Annotated in this window: 16 protein-coding genes; 8 read left to right on the forward strand and 8 right to left on the reverse strand. The window is 62.0% G+C overall.

Annotated features, from left to right (window positions below):
• Positions 1 to 12: 12 nt before the first annotated feature.
• Positions 13 to 507 (forward strand): DinB family protein, encoded by a 495-nt coding sequence (locus tag RE4_RS30215; RefSeq protein WP_060939884.1) that lies wholly within the window; start codon positions 13 to 15, stop codon positions 505 to 507.
• A 33-nt stretch (positions 508 to 540) separates the two neighbouring features.
• Here the strand turns inward: RE4_RS30215 and RE4_RS30220 are convergent, their stop codons facing one another.
• From RE4_RS30220 to RE4_RS30235, 4 genes are all read right to left on the reverse strand, one after another.
• Complete coding sequence (locus RE4_RS30220; protein ID WP_306305310.1) at positions 541 to 975, reverse strand: DUF6389 family protein; 435 nt, start codon at positions 973 to 975, stop codon at positions 541 to 543.
• 256 nt (positions 976 to 1,231) lie between these two features.
• On the reverse strand, positions 1,232 to 2,260 hold the full coding sequence (gene dmpG, locus RE4_RS30225; RefSeq protein ID WP_020971280.1) for a 4-hydroxy-2-oxovalerate aldolase: 1,029 nt from the start codon (positions 2,258 to 2,260) through the stop codon (positions 1,232 to 1,234).
• On the reverse strand, positions 2,257 to 3,201 hold the full coding sequence (locus RE4_RS30230; protein WP_020909649.1) for an acetaldehyde dehydrogenase (acetylating): 945 nt from the start codon (positions 3,199 to 3,201) through the stop codon (positions 2,257 to 2,259). Before RE4_RS30230 ends, dmpG begins: the two co-directional genes overlap by 4 nt.
• Complete coding sequence (locus RE4_RS30235; protein WP_060939886.1) at positions 3,198 to 4,025, reverse strand: 2-keto-4-pentenoate hydratase; 828 nt, start codon at positions 4,023 to 4,025, stop codon at positions 3,198 to 3,200. Before RE4_RS30235 ends, RE4_RS30230 begins: the two co-directional genes overlap by 4 nt.
• Before the next feature lie 69 nt (positions 4,026 to 4,094).
• Here RE4_RS30235 and RE4_RS30240 point away from each other — a divergent pair, with 69 nt between their 5' ends.
• Complete coding sequence (locus RE4_RS30240; RefSeq protein WP_020909647.1) at positions 4,095 to 4,856, forward strand: IclR family transcriptional regulator; 762 nt, start codon at positions 4,095 to 4,097, stop codon at positions 4,854 to 4,856.
• On the opposite strand, the gene helR is transcribed toward RE4_RS30240, so the two are convergent.
• Entirely contained in the window at positions 4,818 to 7,040 is a 2,223-nt protein-coding gene (gene helR, locus RE4_RS30245) for an RNA polymerase recycling motor ATPase HelR (RefSeq protein ID WP_081098465.1), read from the reverse strand. The genes RE4_RS30240 and helR overlap by 39 nt on opposite strands.
• A 271-nt stretch (positions 7,041 to 7,311) precedes the next feature.
• On the opposite strand from helR, the gene RE4_RS30250 reads away from it, so the two are divergent.
• The 4 genes from RE4_RS30250 to RE4_RS30265 all read left to right on the forward strand — a co-directional run bounded on the left by RE4_RS30250 (position 7,312) and on the right by RE4_RS30265 (position 10,876).
• On the forward strand, positions 7,312 to 7,776 hold the full coding sequence (locus RE4_RS30250) for a hypothetical protein (protein WP_232816830.1): 465 nt from the start codon (positions 7,312 to 7,314) through the stop codon (positions 7,774 to 7,776).
• 177 nt (positions 7,777 to 7,953) lie between these two features.
• Positions 7,954 to 8,190, forward strand: coding sequence for a microaggregate-binding protein 1 (gene mbp1, locus RE4_RS30255; RefSeq protein WP_003943084.1), 237 nt, complete (start codon positions 7,954 to 7,956; stop codon positions 8,188 to 8,190).
• A 143-nt stretch (positions 8,191 to 8,333) separates the two neighbouring features.
• Positions 8,334 to 10,502, forward strand: a complete 2,169-nt coding sequence (locus RE4_RS30260; RefSeq protein WP_021346030.1) for a catalase — start codon at positions 8,334 to 8,336, stop codon at positions 10,500 to 10,502.
• 104 nt (positions 10,503 to 10,606) lie between these two features.
• Complete coding sequence (locus RE4_RS30265; RefSeq protein ID WP_020909642.1) at positions 10,607 to 10,876, forward strand: DUF7218 family protein; 270 nt, start codon at positions 10,607 to 10,609, stop codon at positions 10,874 to 10,876.
• A gap of 57 nt (positions 10,877 to 10,933) precedes the next feature.
• On the opposite strand, the gene RE4_RS30270 is transcribed toward RE4_RS30265, so the two are convergent.
• Entirely contained in the window at positions 10,934 to 11,218 is a 285-nt protein-coding gene (locus RE4_RS30270) for a hypothetical protein (RefSeq protein WP_037120632.1), read from the reverse strand.
• 181 nt (positions 11,219 to 11,399) lie between these two features.
• On the opposite strand from RE4_RS30270, the gene RE4_RS30275 reads away from it, so the two are divergent.
• Both RE4_RS30275 and RE4_RS30280 read left to right on the forward strand, forming a co-directional pair.
• A complete protein-coding gene (locus RE4_RS30275; protein ID WP_021346024.1) occupies positions 11,400 to 12,548 on the forward strand; it encodes a glutamate--cysteine ligase 2 in 1,149 nt (382 codons plus the stop codon).
• Positions 12,549 to 12,625: 77 nt separating this feature from the next.
• A complete protein-coding gene (locus RE4_RS30280) occupies positions 12,626 to 13,153 on the forward strand; it encodes a CinA family protein (RefSeq protein ID WP_060939885.1) in 528 nt (175 codons plus the stop codon).
• 8 nt (positions 13,154 to 13,161) lie between these two features.
• Here the strand turns inward: RE4_RS30280 and RE4_RS30285 are convergent, their stop codons facing one another.
• Positions 13,162 to 13,374, reverse strand: coding sequence for a hypothetical protein (locus RE4_RS30285; protein WP_021346022.1), 213 nt, complete (start codon positions 13,372 to 13,374; stop codon positions 13,162 to 13,164).
• Between the two features lie 72 nt (positions 13,375 to 13,446).
• Positions 13,447 to 13,975 (reverse strand): TetR-type transcription factor C-terminal domain-containing protein (locus tag RE4_RS30290; protein WP_060939888.1); only part of this gene is annotated, 529 nt, incomplete at its 5' end.

The following is a 13,975-nucleotide window of genomic DNA, read 5'->3' on the forward strand; positions in this document are numbered from 1 at the left end:
AGGAGAACCACCATGGCAACGTCGCGTCGCAGCCGCCGAGATGCCCCACCACCCCGGACAGGGAATAGCGAGGCAGCCACACTACGAGCGTTTCTCGACTACCTCCGTGATTCGATTGCCGCCAAGGTCGAAGGTGCTCCGGAACCTCAGGTGCGCACCACAATTGTTCCGTCGGGAACAACCTTGCTCGGGCTGGCCAATCATCTGACCTTTGTCGAACGATCGATGTTCCTTGCAGAAAACGTGACGGATTGGAAAGCGACGTTTCAACCGTCATCGGAAGACAGCGTGGACGGTGTCGTCAGTCGCTATCGCGAGACGGTCGAGCGCGCCAACGCAGTTCTCGACGGATGCACAGATCTTGCCGCGCCCATCCCGCGACCGGGGGCGAAACGACCCGCTCCCAGTGTCCGCTGGGCGCTCGTGCACATGATCGAAGAGACCGGAAGCCATGCCGGGCACGCTGACATCCTCCGCGAATTGATCGACGGTTCGACCGGACGCTGACGCTGCAACGTGTTCGCCGATGCTTCCGCGCTTTCACCGAGGCGAATGTCCACGGCTGATCTCTGGGCCCACGAGTACAGCGTCGACAGTTCCGTCGGGAGTCGTTACTTCCCAGGGTAGTTCGGTGGCGGTCGAGGGAATGAGCCCGTCGATCCATTTGGCCACGACACCGACGACCACTTTCTCGAGTTCCACACGTGACCACTTTCGCGGTCGATGCGGAACCGGCGGTTCCCAGCCCTCCTCACCCCAGATCACGCCGAATAGCTCTCTCTCGTAACCGATCTGCTGATTCAGACTGAATGCGTCGGGACCCTCGTATCGTGCCCAGACGCCGAATGTTCCCTCGCGGTCTTGGTCGAGCGAGACGTCGATGACGATCCCTTCGGTGCGGGGGTTGCCGCGTTGTGAATCGCAGCCAGTCGATCGCTCACTACCCCCGACGCGGTATCGAGGACAGATCTCAATTCGTTACGGTATTCGGTAGGTTCCACGAGCTCAGCATATCGAAGGTATCACCCTGCAGGTCTTGCATCGATGAAGCTGGTTTCCTGAATTCGTCTGTAGCGGATAAGTTTCTACTCTGAGCGCCAGAGATGTCGTGCGACGAACTTTGCCCGCTTTTCGAGTGCCGTGTCGGTGGGCTCTCTCGGCCGAAATGGCAAGTCCCGCCCCCGTCCGGAGACGGGAGCGGGACTCGGGTATCAGCGAACTCGGCAGCGCGTCAGACAGCTTCCTTTGTTGCCTGCGCTGCAAGGGTGAGTGCGATGTCGACGATCATGTCTTCCTGGCCACCCACCAGACGGCGGCGGCCGGCTTCGAGAAGCAGTGTGCGAACGTCGATTCCGTAGCGCTCCGAAGCGGCCTCGGCGTGGCGCAGGAAGCTCGAGTACACGCCTGCATAGCCGAGCGTGAGGGTCTCTCGATCGACGCGGACCGGCCGATCCTGCAGCGGACGGACGATGTCGTCGGCGGCATCCTGTAAGGCGAACAGGTCGCAGCCGTGCTCCCACTCCTCGATGTTCGCGACGGCGATGAAGGCTTCGAGGGGGCAGTTACCGGCGCCGGCACCGTGACCGGCAAGCGAAGCATCGACGCGGGTGACGCCGTTCTGCACTGCGACAACGGAATTGGCAACCGAGAGCGACAGGTTCTCATGCGCGTGGATACCGATTTCGGTGCCGTCGTCGAGGATGTCGCGGTATGCGCGAACACGATCCGCGACGTCGTTCATCACCAGACGTCCACCCGAGTCGGTGACGTAGACGCAGTGCGCGCCGTACGACTCCATCAGCTTGGCCTGCTTCGCCAGTTCTTCGGCCGGCGCCATGTGGCTCATCATCAGGAAGCCCGAGACGTCCATGCCGATCTCGCGGGCGGTTTCGATGTGCTGCGCGGAGACGTCGGCCTCGGTGCAGTGCGTGGCAACACGAACCGAGCGAACACCGAGGTCGTAAGCATGCTTGAGTTCACTGATCGTGCCGACACCCGGAAGCAGCAGCGTGGTGAGACGAGCGTGCTCGAGTACCTCGGCCGCTGCTTCGATCCATTCCCAGTCGGTGTTCGAGCCGGGGCCGTAGTTGAGCGAGCCGCCGGCGAGGCCGTCACCGTGTGCAACTTCGATCGCGTCGACGCCGGCAGCATCGAGAGCTGTGACGATCCGCTTGACGTCGGTGGGCGAAATACGGTGGCGGACAGCGTGCATGCCGTCGCGAAGGGTGACGTCCTGGACGAAGATCTTGCGGTTGCTCACTTGGTTGCTTCCTTCTGCTGGGCGATGCGCTCCGCGATCTGCATTCCGGCGGACGTCATGATGTCGAGATTGCCGGCGTACGCAGGCAGGTAGTGTGCAGCACCCTCGACCTCGAGGAACACCGACACCTGATGGGTGGGGCGATTGCCGTCGACGAGCAACGTCTCGACGGGCTGGTCGGCCGGGATCTCGGTGATCTGGACTTCCTGCTTGAGGCGGTACCCCGGAACATAGGCGGAGACGTCGCCGACCATCTTCTCGATGGACTGACGGATCTCCTCGTGAACAGCCGGGTCCGGGGCGTCGACGAGGCAGAACACCGTGTCTCGCATGATGAGCGGCGGCTCGGCGGGGTTGAGGATGATGATGGCCTTGCCGCGGCGGGCGCCGCCGACTGCCACGATCGCCTCGGATGTGGTCTCGGTGAACTCGTCAATGTTGGCGCGCGTTCCGGGACCTGCAGACTTCGAGGCGATGGACGCGACGATCTCCGCATACGCCACCGGGACGACCCGAGAAACAGCCGCAACCATCGGGATCGTGGCCTGGCCACCACACGTCACCATGTTGACGTTGGGTGCGTCCAGGTGCTCGTCTGCGTTGACGGCCGGCACGACGTACGGGCCGATGGCGGCAGGCGTCAGGTCGATCATGCGCTTGCCGAGGGGAGCCAGCCGCGCGTTGTTGGCGACGTGAGCCTTTGCCGAGGTGGCGTCGAAGACGATCTCGATCTCGTCGAAGTTCGGCAGACCGATCAAACCCTCGACACCTTCAGCCGTGATCGGCACGTTCAGACGCGCTGCGCGGGCGAGGCCGTCCGACGCCGGGTCGATGCCGACCATCGCGCCCATCTCCAGGTAGTCGGAGTTGCGCAGCACCTTGATCATCAGATCCGTGCCGATGTTGCCCGATCCGATGATCGCGACCTTGACCTTGCTCATGCGTTGTCCTCTTCGCTGGAAAAACTAGTGGTGACGGAACCGAACCCGGAGACGGTCACGGTGACTTCGTTGCCTGCGGTGACCGGTGCCATGGGGCCGAGTGCGCCGGAGAGGATCACCTGGCCTGCCGTCAGCGGCTGCCCCAACTCGCGTGCCGTGCGGGCGAGCCAGACGACTGCTTCGATCGGATCGCCCAGGCAAGCGGTTCCGACGCCGGTAGACACCTCGGTGCCGTCGACGGACATCGACATGACGACGCCGGCGGGTTCCACCTCGTCGAGGGTGCGGCGTTCGGTTCCCAGGACGTACACGCCCGAGGACGCATTGTCGGCGACGGTGTCACCGAATTTGATGTCCCACGACGCGATGCGGCTGTCACAGATCTCGATCGCTGCGACGGCGTAGTCGATCGCGCCGCGCACCTGCGCACTGTCCAGCGGTCCGTCCACGAGGTCGGCACCGAGCACGAAGGCAACTTCCGCTTCGACCTTGGGCTGGATCAAACGACTCATGGGGATGGTGCCGCCGGCGGGGAACTCCATGTCGGCGTACAGAACGCCGAGGTCGGGTTGGTCGACGCCCAGCTGTTGCTGGACTGCCACCGAGGTCAGGCCGATCTTGCGGCCTACGACGACGGCACCCGCCTGCCGACGGATTTCATCGACGCGGCGCTGGACAGCGTAGGCAGCGACGAGATCGTCGGCGCCGATCAGATCGCGCACCGGTGCGCAGGGAGTACCGCTCGCGATGGCGGCTGCGAGGCGGTCAGCAGCAGCTGAGATGTCCGTCTCGCTCGCTGTACTGGTATTCGTGGGCTGGCTCATGGCCATTACTTTCGCCGTGGCGCCGAGATTGCGCCAGGGAACTGTCTCACTCAGCGATACGCTGGGCAGGTGACTGGCGGCGCAAACCTCGACACCGTGCTCGGCAAGGCGGTGACGATCCTGCGTGCCTTCCGGGCTGACGACCACGTGTTGCCTCTCGCCACCCTGGTCCAACGGACCGGACTGCACAAGGCAACGGTGCACCGCCTGGCCAACGAACTGGTCGCGAACCGGCTACTCGACCGAATCGACGGTGGCTACCGGCTCAGCGGCGGCCTCTTCGAACTCGGCATGCTCGCCTCCCTCGAACGCAGCCTCCTGGAGATGGCGATGCCGTTCCTCCAAGACTTGTACGAGCGGACCCACGAGACAGTTCACCTGGGGGTCCGCGACGGCCACGACGTCGTATACGTCGCGAAGATCGGCGGACACCGGCAAGCCAACTCTCCGTCCCGGACCGGTGGCCGGATACCGCTGTATTGCACCGCAATCGGCAAGGCGCTCCTGGCATTCTCCGACAACGAATTTCGTCGCGAGGTGCTGTCGGAACCGATGACGCGCCGAACCCCGCACACAATTGTTGCGCCCGGCATTCTCAATACCCAACTGAACCGAGTGGTCGAGACCGGTATTGCGTTCGAGCGCGAGGAATCAGCGCCGGGTCTCGCGTGCGTTGCGGCGCCGGTATTCGGGACCAACGACAAACCCGTCGCCGCCATCAGTGTCACCGGTCCCACCAGCCGCTTCGTTCCCGAGAGCCAAGTGCCTTACGTTCGCGCCGCTGCCGAAGGCCTACACAGCACCATCGCTCGCCGCGAACGACTGCGGTGATCCGGCCGTCCCGGCCTGGACGAGCCCGGTCAATGCCTGCGGCAAAGGCCCCTCGTGTAAGACGCCGAGACGTTGGGTTGCGCGGGTGAGGGCGACATAGAGTTCCGACGCGCCGCGTGGGCCGTCGGCGATGATTCGCTCCGGTTCCACGACGAGCACGGCATCGAACTCCAGACCCTTCGTTTCCGAAACAGGCACAGCGCCCGGCACATCCGCAGGTCCGATGACGATGCTCGTACCCTCGCGCCCGGCCTCGTCCTGATTGAATTCGTCGATGGCGGAGGCTAGTTCGTCGGAGGATATTTGTCTGGACCACGGCGCGATCCCGCAGGCGCGGACGGACTCGGGTGGCTGCACGTCCGGCGCGAACTCGGCGAGCAGGGCGGCGGCGACGCTCATGATCTCGGCGGGGGTGCGGTAGTTCACCGACAGGGATCGGTAGATCCAGCGGCCGGGGACGTACGGCTCCATCATCGTCGCCCACGAGCGGGCACCTGCGGGGGAACGGCGTTGCGCGAGATCACCTACCACCGTGAAAGACCGGTCCGGGCAACGGCGCATCAGGACTCGCCAGTCCATCTCGGACAGCTCTTGGGCCTCGTCGACCACGATATGCCGGTACGTCCAGTCTCGGTCAGCAGCAGCGCGTTCGGCGAGTTCCCGGGTATCGCGTTCGACGAAACGATCCGCCAGGTCCTCGGCGTACAGCATGTCCTGGGCGAGAAGGTGATCCTCGTCGTCCATCAGATCCTCGCGGCTGATCATCATGTCCAGCACGCCCGCTGCATACGCGGCCTCGTCGCGGCGTTCACGTTCGGCACTCTGGTCGACGGGCTTGTCCCGGCCGAGCATGTCCACCAACTCGTCGAGTAACGGAACGTCCGAGACAGTCCAGGCGTCACCGTCCTGGCGAAGCAGCTTCTCGTCCGCGCCTGCCGCGCGTAGTCGCGCGGGAGAAGTAAACAGCTGTGTCAGTAGCTCTTTCGGAGTCAGGATCGGCCAGAGCGTGTCGAGCGCCGCGGTAAATGCACTGTTTTCCACCAGCTCTGCGGTCAGGTCCGTCCGCACTTGCTCCCAGGCTTCACGGTCACTGCGTGTCAACCACCCCTTGCCGATCCGCGCTATCGCCCGTTCGGTCAGCGCCCAGGTGAGGATTTCGGTGAACACAGTGCGTGCGTCGTTGTGGGGGAGTCTGCTCGAACGGGCTTCTTCTCGGGCCCACTCCGCGGTTTCGGTGTCGATCCGCACCGTGACGTCCGCCAATTCGATCATCAGTGGGTTCTCGGGCAATCGTTGGTGATCGGCAATCGCTGCGCCGAGAACGTCCAGGATCTTCAGCGAACCTTTGAGCCCAGCGGCCTCCGGAGTGTCCTCGGCGGTGACGCGTAGACCGGGAACGAGATCACCGGTGGTCATGAACACCACGTCGGACTCGCCCAGCGAGGGCAGTACGCGGCCGATGTGGTTCAGGAACGCCGGGTTCGGCCCGACCACGAGAACGCCGTGACGTTCCATCCGCTCCCGCTGGGTGTAGAGCAGGTAGGCGACGCGGTGCAAGGCGACGACGGTTTTCCCGGTACCTGGGCCACCTTCGATCACCAGCACCCCGGGGTGTTCGAGTCGGACGATGTCGTCCTGTTCGGCCTGGATGGTTGCCACGATGTCCCGCATTCCCTCGCCGCGGGGTGCGTTGACTGCCGCGAGCAGGGCGGAATCGCTGTGCGTGTCGTGTTCTACGCCGTCGGGGCGCCCGAGTACCTCGTCGGTGAAATCGACCACGCGTCGACTCCGGGTGCGGAACTGACGGCGTCGACGCATGTTCTCCGGGTTGGCAGCGGTGGCAACGTAGAACGCGCGAGACGCCGGCGCCCGCCAATCGAGCAGCGCCGGTTCGTAGTCGTTGTCCGCATCGAGAAGGCCGATCCGGCCGATGTAGGAGGTCTCGCCCGAAAGCGAGTCCAACCGGCCGAAGCACAGTCCGTTGTCGGCTACGTCCAGCCTTTTCACCTCTTTGGCAAGTGCGCGCACCTCGGCGTCGCGTTCCATGAGTGCTTCGCCATTTCCGCGCAGAGCGGTGTTGTACCTGCCTTTGACTCGGGCGCGCTCCGCATCGAGGCGTGCGTAGAGCCCCTCCACATAGTTCCGCTCGGAACGCAGTTCTTCTTCGTATCCCTGGGTTGGCACGTGCCCTCACTTCCGCTGGCTGTTCCGATCCCGTAGTCGGTCGTGCGGGATCGGAAGAGCCATTCTGCGGCACTACCCGGGCCTTGCCGCAAGGCCCCCAGTGGGATATATATTGATAGTGGAAGGGAGTGTTGATCCTCCCTCACAGTTCCTGTAACAGATCCCTCAGACTGACGTACGGCTCCCAGCCTGGTCGATGTTTGGACCCTGAACGCCACGGGTACAAATCTAGTGGCCGGTGTTCCAAAATCGGTTGCCCTCATGAACTTACGTGGATCGAGGGATTGTGAAGGCGATACTGGCAACGGCCGCAAGCATCCTTCTGGTGGTTGCCTTGGCCGTTGCCATCTTGCTTTTCCTTTCCGGATCTCCGCGCGAAAGCACCTCACACGAGCTTGCCGATACGGTGCACACGATCGGCGGAAAGCCGACCACCTGCAGCGAGTTGTTCGGCGAAACGTGCAGCTTCGCTTTGCAGTCGGACTACAACCAGTGGGGACAAGACCTCGACAGTTTCGTCAATGCGGGAACTCTCGGTCCCTTCGCCCGCAGCATCGGCTTCGTGGCGGAGGCAAAGCTGAGCTTGCAAGCATGCGAGGTCAGCGCCGCAGCTGGTCGGACGATTCTCGATTTCTACACTCTCGCCGAGATCGACCATCCTGCGGCAACCACCACCGATCTCTTCCCCTTCTGGAACGAGTCCCGCCAATTCCTGTGCCCGGTAAACAGTTTCTGAGAACGGTTGATCGTTACTCGAGGAACGACCTCGTCGTTCGGCTACGACGAGTCATGGTCTGCGCCTGGTCGGTGCACGGATGTTTATGCGATTTTCGACGGGGTAGGGCCTTCTGTGTGGGAGTCCTGTCTGTGTGGGAACCCTGAGCGAGAATCCGAAACGTATTGGAGGGTCAACGTGCCAGATGACAAGAGCGGTCCCAGCGAGGGAATCAAAGGCGTAGTAGAGGACGTCAAGGGTAAGGCCAAGGAAGCCGTTGGTGCGGTTTCCGGAAACGACAGTTTGACCCGAGAGGGCCGCGCCCAGCAGGACAAGGCCGAAAGCCAGCGAGAAGTCGCGAAGAAAGAGGCGGAAGCCGAGAAGGCTCGCGCCGAAGCGGCCGCAGACGAAGCGCGACAGAAGTCCGAGCAATAGCCCTGACGCACTCGTCACCCTCGGCCTGGGATTGATCCCAGCCCGAGGGTGAGTCGTGGCTCCGCGTTCAGTTTGAAATCTCTACTTACTTATGGCGTAACAAGATTCGTGCGCCCAGCATGACGATCAAGAGGAGCTGTTCGATGCCTTCATCTCAGTCCGTCCCAGGTGCACCGGCCCCGAAAGCGCCGGACCTGAAAGAACCGGTCAAGCCTCGACAGCCGTTGCCGCCCAAGGACGACCAGCGGCAGCCGGAGGTGCGTACCGTCGCGGGTGCCGAAGAGAAGGTGAAGGGAAATGGACGTGGCCAGCGGGGGGAGTACCTCACCACCGCCACCGGTACACGGCTTTACGAGACCGACCACTCACTGACCGCAGGCGAGCGGGGCCCGACTCTTCTGCAGGATCACCATCTGCGTGAGAAGATCACACACTTCGATCACGAGCGAATTCCGGAGCGTGTCGTCCACGCCCGCGGGGCGGCCGCGCACGGCACGTTCCTGGCGAATGGCGCAGCCGAAAACATCTGTAAAGCCTCGTTGTTCGCTTCAGGTGCCAGAACCCCGGTATTCGTACGCTTCTCGACAGTTCTGGGTTCACGCGGTTCGGCGGATACCGTCCGAGACACACGCGGCTTCGCCACCAAGTTCTACACCGACGAAGGTGTCTTCGATCTGGTGGGCAACAACATCCCGGTGTTCTTCATTCAGGACGGAATCAAGTTCCCGGACATCATTCATGCCGCGAAACCCCATCCGGACCGGGAGATTCCGCAGGCGCAGAGCGCGCACGACACGTTCTGGGATTTCGTGTCGCTGCACACCGAGGCCACCGCGCACACATTGTGGAACATGTCCGATCGAGGCATCCCGCGCTCCTATCGCATGATGGAGGGCTTCGGCATTCACACGTTCAGGCTCGTGAATGCCGACGGCGATACGAATCTGGTGAAATTCCACTGGAAGCCGGCCGCCGGAGTGCATTCACTCGTGTGGGAGGAAGCGCAGATCGCCGGCGGTGTGGATCCGGATTTCCACCGACGCGATCTTGCCGACGCCATCGAGGCCGGCGCATATCCGTCCTGGGATCTGGGCGTGCAGGTGTTCCCTGATACCGAAGACGAAATGTTCGAAGGCATAGATCTATTGGATCCCACCAAGATCGTGCCCGAAGAACTCGCGCCGGTTCAGGTCATCGGAACGATGACACTCGACGCCAATCCGACGAACTTTTTCGCCGAGACCGAGCAGGTTGCATTCCATCCGGGCCACTTGGTTCCGGGCGTCGACATCACCAACGATCGTCTACTGCAAGCGCGTTTGTTCTCGTACCTCGACACCCAGATCACGCGACTCGGTGGCCCCAACTTCGACCAGATTCCGATCAACCGTCCTCACGCGCCTGTCAACGACATGCTTCGCGACGGCTTCCATCAGGACGGTGTGCATACCGGAGTCGCGCCGTACCATCCCAATTCGTTGGACGGTGGGTGCCCGTTCATGGCCTCGGCGGACAGCGCGGCCTATATCGAGGTGCCCCAGGAAGTTTCAGGGCGCAAGGTGAGGCAGGCGCCGGCATCGTTCGACGATCACTTCTCGCAAGCTCGACTCTTCTACCGCAGTCTCTCCCCTGTCGAACAGGAGCACGTCGCGCAGGCGTATACCTTCGAATTGGGCAAGTGCTACGAGGAGAACATCAAGACCCGGAATCTGGGCATCTTGGCGAACATCGACGCGGGTCTCGTGTCGATCGTCGCAGGGGGGCTTGGCCTTCCGGTTCCCGAACCGACGGAGCCGTTGAGCGATCCGGAGCTCAGCCCTGCACTGTCTCAGGTTGGCGCGGAATGGCCGGTAGACGGAAGGATCATCGCGCTACTGGTCGATGAGAACTCCGATCTCGACACCGTGGTCGCCATTCGAGACAAGATCTTCGACGCCGGCATGGTGCCGCTGATCCTCGGCCCGCACGGCGGAACCATCGGGGACGGTGACGACGCGGTGACGGTGCAGCGAACGTACCTCACAGCTCGTTCGATCGAATTCGATGCAATCCTGCTGAGCGGCGACGTTTCTCGGATCGGCGAGGGCAAGTTGGATCCACGGGTGGAGACTCTGCTGAACGAAATGTATCGTCACAGCAAGGCAATTGGTGGTTGGGGTGAGAGCATGAGTGCGCTGGCTGCCGCCGGTATCGACGAGTCTGCATTGGGAGTCGTCGTCGATGCTGACGCGGAAGGAGCCCTCGCCTCACTCGCTCAGCTTCTGAAGACGCACCGCGTGTGGGGGCGTTTCGAGGTGCCGCCCACATCCTGAGTGCCGGCGTACGTTCGAACTTGCGGTGTGGCCGAACTGCCAACTCGGCCACACCGCAAGTTCGGCCACACCGTCGGAGTGAAGACGAGTGAAGGGACGAAACAGTGGCTCGCAAGGACTCACAACCTCAACTCAAGGATCAAGAACTCTACGAAGAGCTACGTGAGAAGGGCGATTCCAAGGAGAAGGCGGCTCGAATCTCCAATGCGGCCGCCAATCGAGGGCGGTCGACTGTCGCCAAGTCCGGCGGACAATCTTCGCCGTACGAGGAGTGGACGGTCGACGATCTGAAGAAACGCGCCAAGGAACTCGATCTGCACGGGTACTCGAAACTGAACAAGGGTGAGCTGATCGAGAAACTCCGCGATCACTGAGCCGGATTCTGCTCGAGTTGTATTCTGCTTGTGCAGAATACAACTCGAGCGTTCGGTTCAGTGCCCTTCTTGATCGAAGAGTTCCTGACCTTCCAGTCGCTTGACCCGACGGTGTTCCATCAAGATGGCCAGTGTTCCGACGACGAAGGACACGACGCACACCGCGCCGGCGATGACTGCCCATCCGCGAAATCCGTAACCTGCTGCCACCAAGGTCAATCCGAGTGTTGCCAGACCCAGCCCGATCAGCAGGTATCCGGGATAGTTGCGCCCGTCGCTGATTGCCTCCCCGACGTGCGATCGATTGGTGTGTTCGTCATCTACCGGTGAACTCCCGCTCATGTTGGTCACGGCGCACTCCGTCCTTCGCTCATGAAGACTTGCGATTCTTCGCTCGTCGTCGGTTCACAGGGCAACTACCCGATCGATGGGTGAATGAAACAGATGGAGTAGTGCCGAAGTGCGGAGAAAGCCGTACGCTCGAAGTATCGGGTGTGGAGGAAAACCGGTGCGAGGAAGGCCTATGAATGGGAAGCCGACTCCTGACCTATTCTCGGTAGGTACACCGACTCTCGGTGTCGAGGAGGAGTTTTTGCTCTGCGATCCGCAGACTGGGCGTCCCAGTCTGCGCAACTCCGAGGTTGCTGCTGCCGGGCGAGAACTCGGTATCTCGTTGCAACTCGAACTCACACGTTGTCAGGTGGAGACTTCCACTTCGATCGGCAGCCACATTCGTGACCTTCGTGACCAACTCTGTGAGTCTCGTGCCCTCACCGCCGATGCCGCTGCCCGCGTGGGATGTCAACTCATCGCTGTCGGAACGCCTTTCTACGATCCACCGGTCGACGAGATCACGCAGAAGTCGCGGTACCAACGGATGGCCGGTCAATTCGGTGCAATCACCGAAGGTGTGATGTGCGGTTGCCACATTCACGTGGGTGTCGAAGATCGAGAACGATCGGTCCAGATCATCAATCATCTGCGTCCATGGTTACCAACTTTGTTGGCATTGACGGCGAACTCCCCGATCAGCGAGGGGCGCGATACCGGTTATGCGAGTTGGCGTTACGTTCTGTTCGGCAGATGGCCCAGTTCGGGTCCGCCACCCTTCTTCGAGTCCGTGGGGCACTACGAAGATGCCGTTGCAGCGATGCTGGAGACGGGGGTCATTCTCGATCCGCACATGGTCTATTGGGACGTGCGCATGTCGGATCACCTTCCCACCGTGGAGATTCGGATCAGCGACGTGCCCGCCACCGTGGAGGAGACGATGACTCTGGCCACACTGGTGCAGGCACTCGTCGGCACTGCATCCGCTGCGATCACCAAAGGTGAGGTTGCGCCTGCCGTCGATCAGGAGCTACTCCGCGCGGCTTGCTGGCGTGCAGCACGCGACGGACTCGACGGCAGGTCGCTGGACGTGGAATCCGTGCGCTTGCTGACTGCACACCAGGCGGTTCGGCGATTGGTGGATCATGTCGAACCTGCTCTGACCGCATTCGGAGAGTTCGAGCAGGTCACGGCTTCCTTGGACAAGGTCTTCAGCAACGGAAACGGGGCGATCGTGCAGCGCCGGCAACTCGCACGCCGGTCACGGGTGGCCGATGTGATCGACGAGTGCGCCCGACGCACTTTCGAAGGGTGCAGTTCACAAGGTGGCAGTGAGCTGTAGGGCACGGTTGGTGTTGGCATTCCAAGACTTCCAATTTCTTATCGAGGTCACCGATCGGACAGCAGGAGGAGCAACATATGAATGGCGATCCACGACCCGAGCTTCCGTCGGACAAGGATCTCGACGATATGTGCAGGCAGTTGGCTGCAGCAGTAGAGGAACACGGTCTGTCGGTGGCGACGGCGGAATCGTTGACCGCCGGGAACATCGCCGCACATCTAGGAAAGGCGCCGAACGCCGGTTCCTGGTTTTGTGGCGGGATCGTCGCATATACCCGAGCGGTCAAGCATTCCGTTCTTCATGTTCCTGACGGCCCAGTCGTCTGCGAGGACGCTGCTCGGGTCATGGCACACAGCACTGCCACACTGTTCGGCGCGACGTTGGCACTGGCGGTCACCGGCGAAGCCGGTCCGGATACCCAGGAGAACGTCCCACCGGGAACTGTGTGGTTCGGAGTCGTCGATCATGGGACCGCTGAAACAGAGAAGCAGGTTTTCTCAGGTGACCCCGAAGCTGTCCTGGGGGCGACCGTCGAGCATGCGATCGGTCTACTTTTGCGTCACGCGTCCGGTCGTCGCACACCAAGTTCGACAGGCGTGGTGTAGTCGAGAATTCAACTGTTCGAACGATTCTTGTGATGTCCCTTGTGTTTCGCAGGAGCCTGAGCAGTAGGAATCAGACGGCCGTCGGCCGTGTATTTCTCGACTACAAGGTGCTTGCTGACGCCTCGATTGGCATCCACGGCGCACGCGATTGCTTGCTTGTCGGAGTCGAAAGGTTCCTCGGTCGAGGAGCCGTCGGGCATCGTGATCTTGTACCGATCCATACATCGACTATTGCGGGTAGATCCGCCTCCGGCAACCGTCCTCACACAAAGGGCTAGGGATTCCTGGCCTGATTACAGTTCGGACTGGCGTACGAAGTCGCTCTGTGCGTGGGTGCCCCAAATTTCGGAGGACTGAGTCTCGGGTTCGCTGTCCAGCTTTCGAACTTCGTGAATGAAGTCCACTCCGTTCAGTTCGTCGGACGGAACCGACAGAAGCTTGCATGTGGTGCTGACGAAGAATCGCTGGACATCTTCCAACTCGAGACGCCCACCGGGCCGGTACCAGTGCGCAACCCCGGTGCACATCTCCAGTATCGCGAGTCGGCTCAATGCCAGATCTTCGATGTCGAAGGCGCCCACGCGTTGTCCGCGTTCGAGGATCTGTCCGAAAAGAAGCTCGTACTCGTCGCGCAGCGTCTGCAACTCGATGCGGTTGTCTCCGGTCAATCCGCGCATCTCGTACTCGGCGACGCGGGCAGTCAGTTGGTTGACAGCGGTAATGCCGACGTGCGACGACACCAGGCCGGCGAGCTGGACCACGGGATCGGCGCTGCGACGCATCGCCCGCTCTCCCGACTGTGTCAGCTCGTCGAGGCACGAA

The organism is Rhodococcus erythropolis NBRC 15567 (genome assembly GCF_001552595.1).
Taxonomy (GTDB): domain Bacteria; phylum Actinomycetota; class Actinomycetes; order Mycobacteriales; family Mycobacteriaceae; genus Rhodococcus_F; species Rhodococcus_F erythropolis.

Excerpts from the sequence above, each read along its gene's own strand:
- RE4_RS30275 (WP_021346024.1), top strand. The coding sequence starts at position 11,400 with ATGAATGGGAAGCCGACTCCTGACCTATTCTCGGTAGGTACACCGACT.
- RE4_RS30230 (WP_020909649.1), bottom strand. The coding sequence starts at position 3,201 with ATGAGCAAGGTCAAGGTCGCGATCATCGGATCGGGCAACATCGGCACG.
- RE4_RS30235 (WP_060939886.1), bottom strand. The coding sequence starts at position 4,025 with ATGAGCCAGCCCACGAATACCAGTACAGCGAGCGAGACGGACATCTCA.
- RE4_RS30285 (WP_021346022.1), bottom strand. The coding sequence starts at position 13,374 with ATGGATCGGTACAAGATCACGATGCCCGACGGCTCCTCGACCGAGGAA.
- RE4_RS30280 (WP_060939885.1), top strand. The coding sequence starts at position 12,626 with ATGAATGGCGATCCACGACCCGAGCTTCCGTCGGACAAGGATCTCGAC.
- RE4_RS30215 (WP_060939884.1), top strand. The coding sequence starts at position 13 with ATGGCAACGTCGCGTCGCAGCCGCCGAGATGCCCCACCACCCCGGACA.
- RE4_RS30270 (WP_037120632.1), bottom strand. The coding sequence starts at position 11,218 with ATGAGCGGGAGTTCACCGGTAGATGACGAACACACCAATCGATCGCAC.
- RE4_RS30260 (WP_021346030.1), top strand. The coding sequence starts at position 8,334 with ATGCCTTCATCTCAGTCCGTCCCAGGTGCACCGGCCCCGAAAGCGCCG.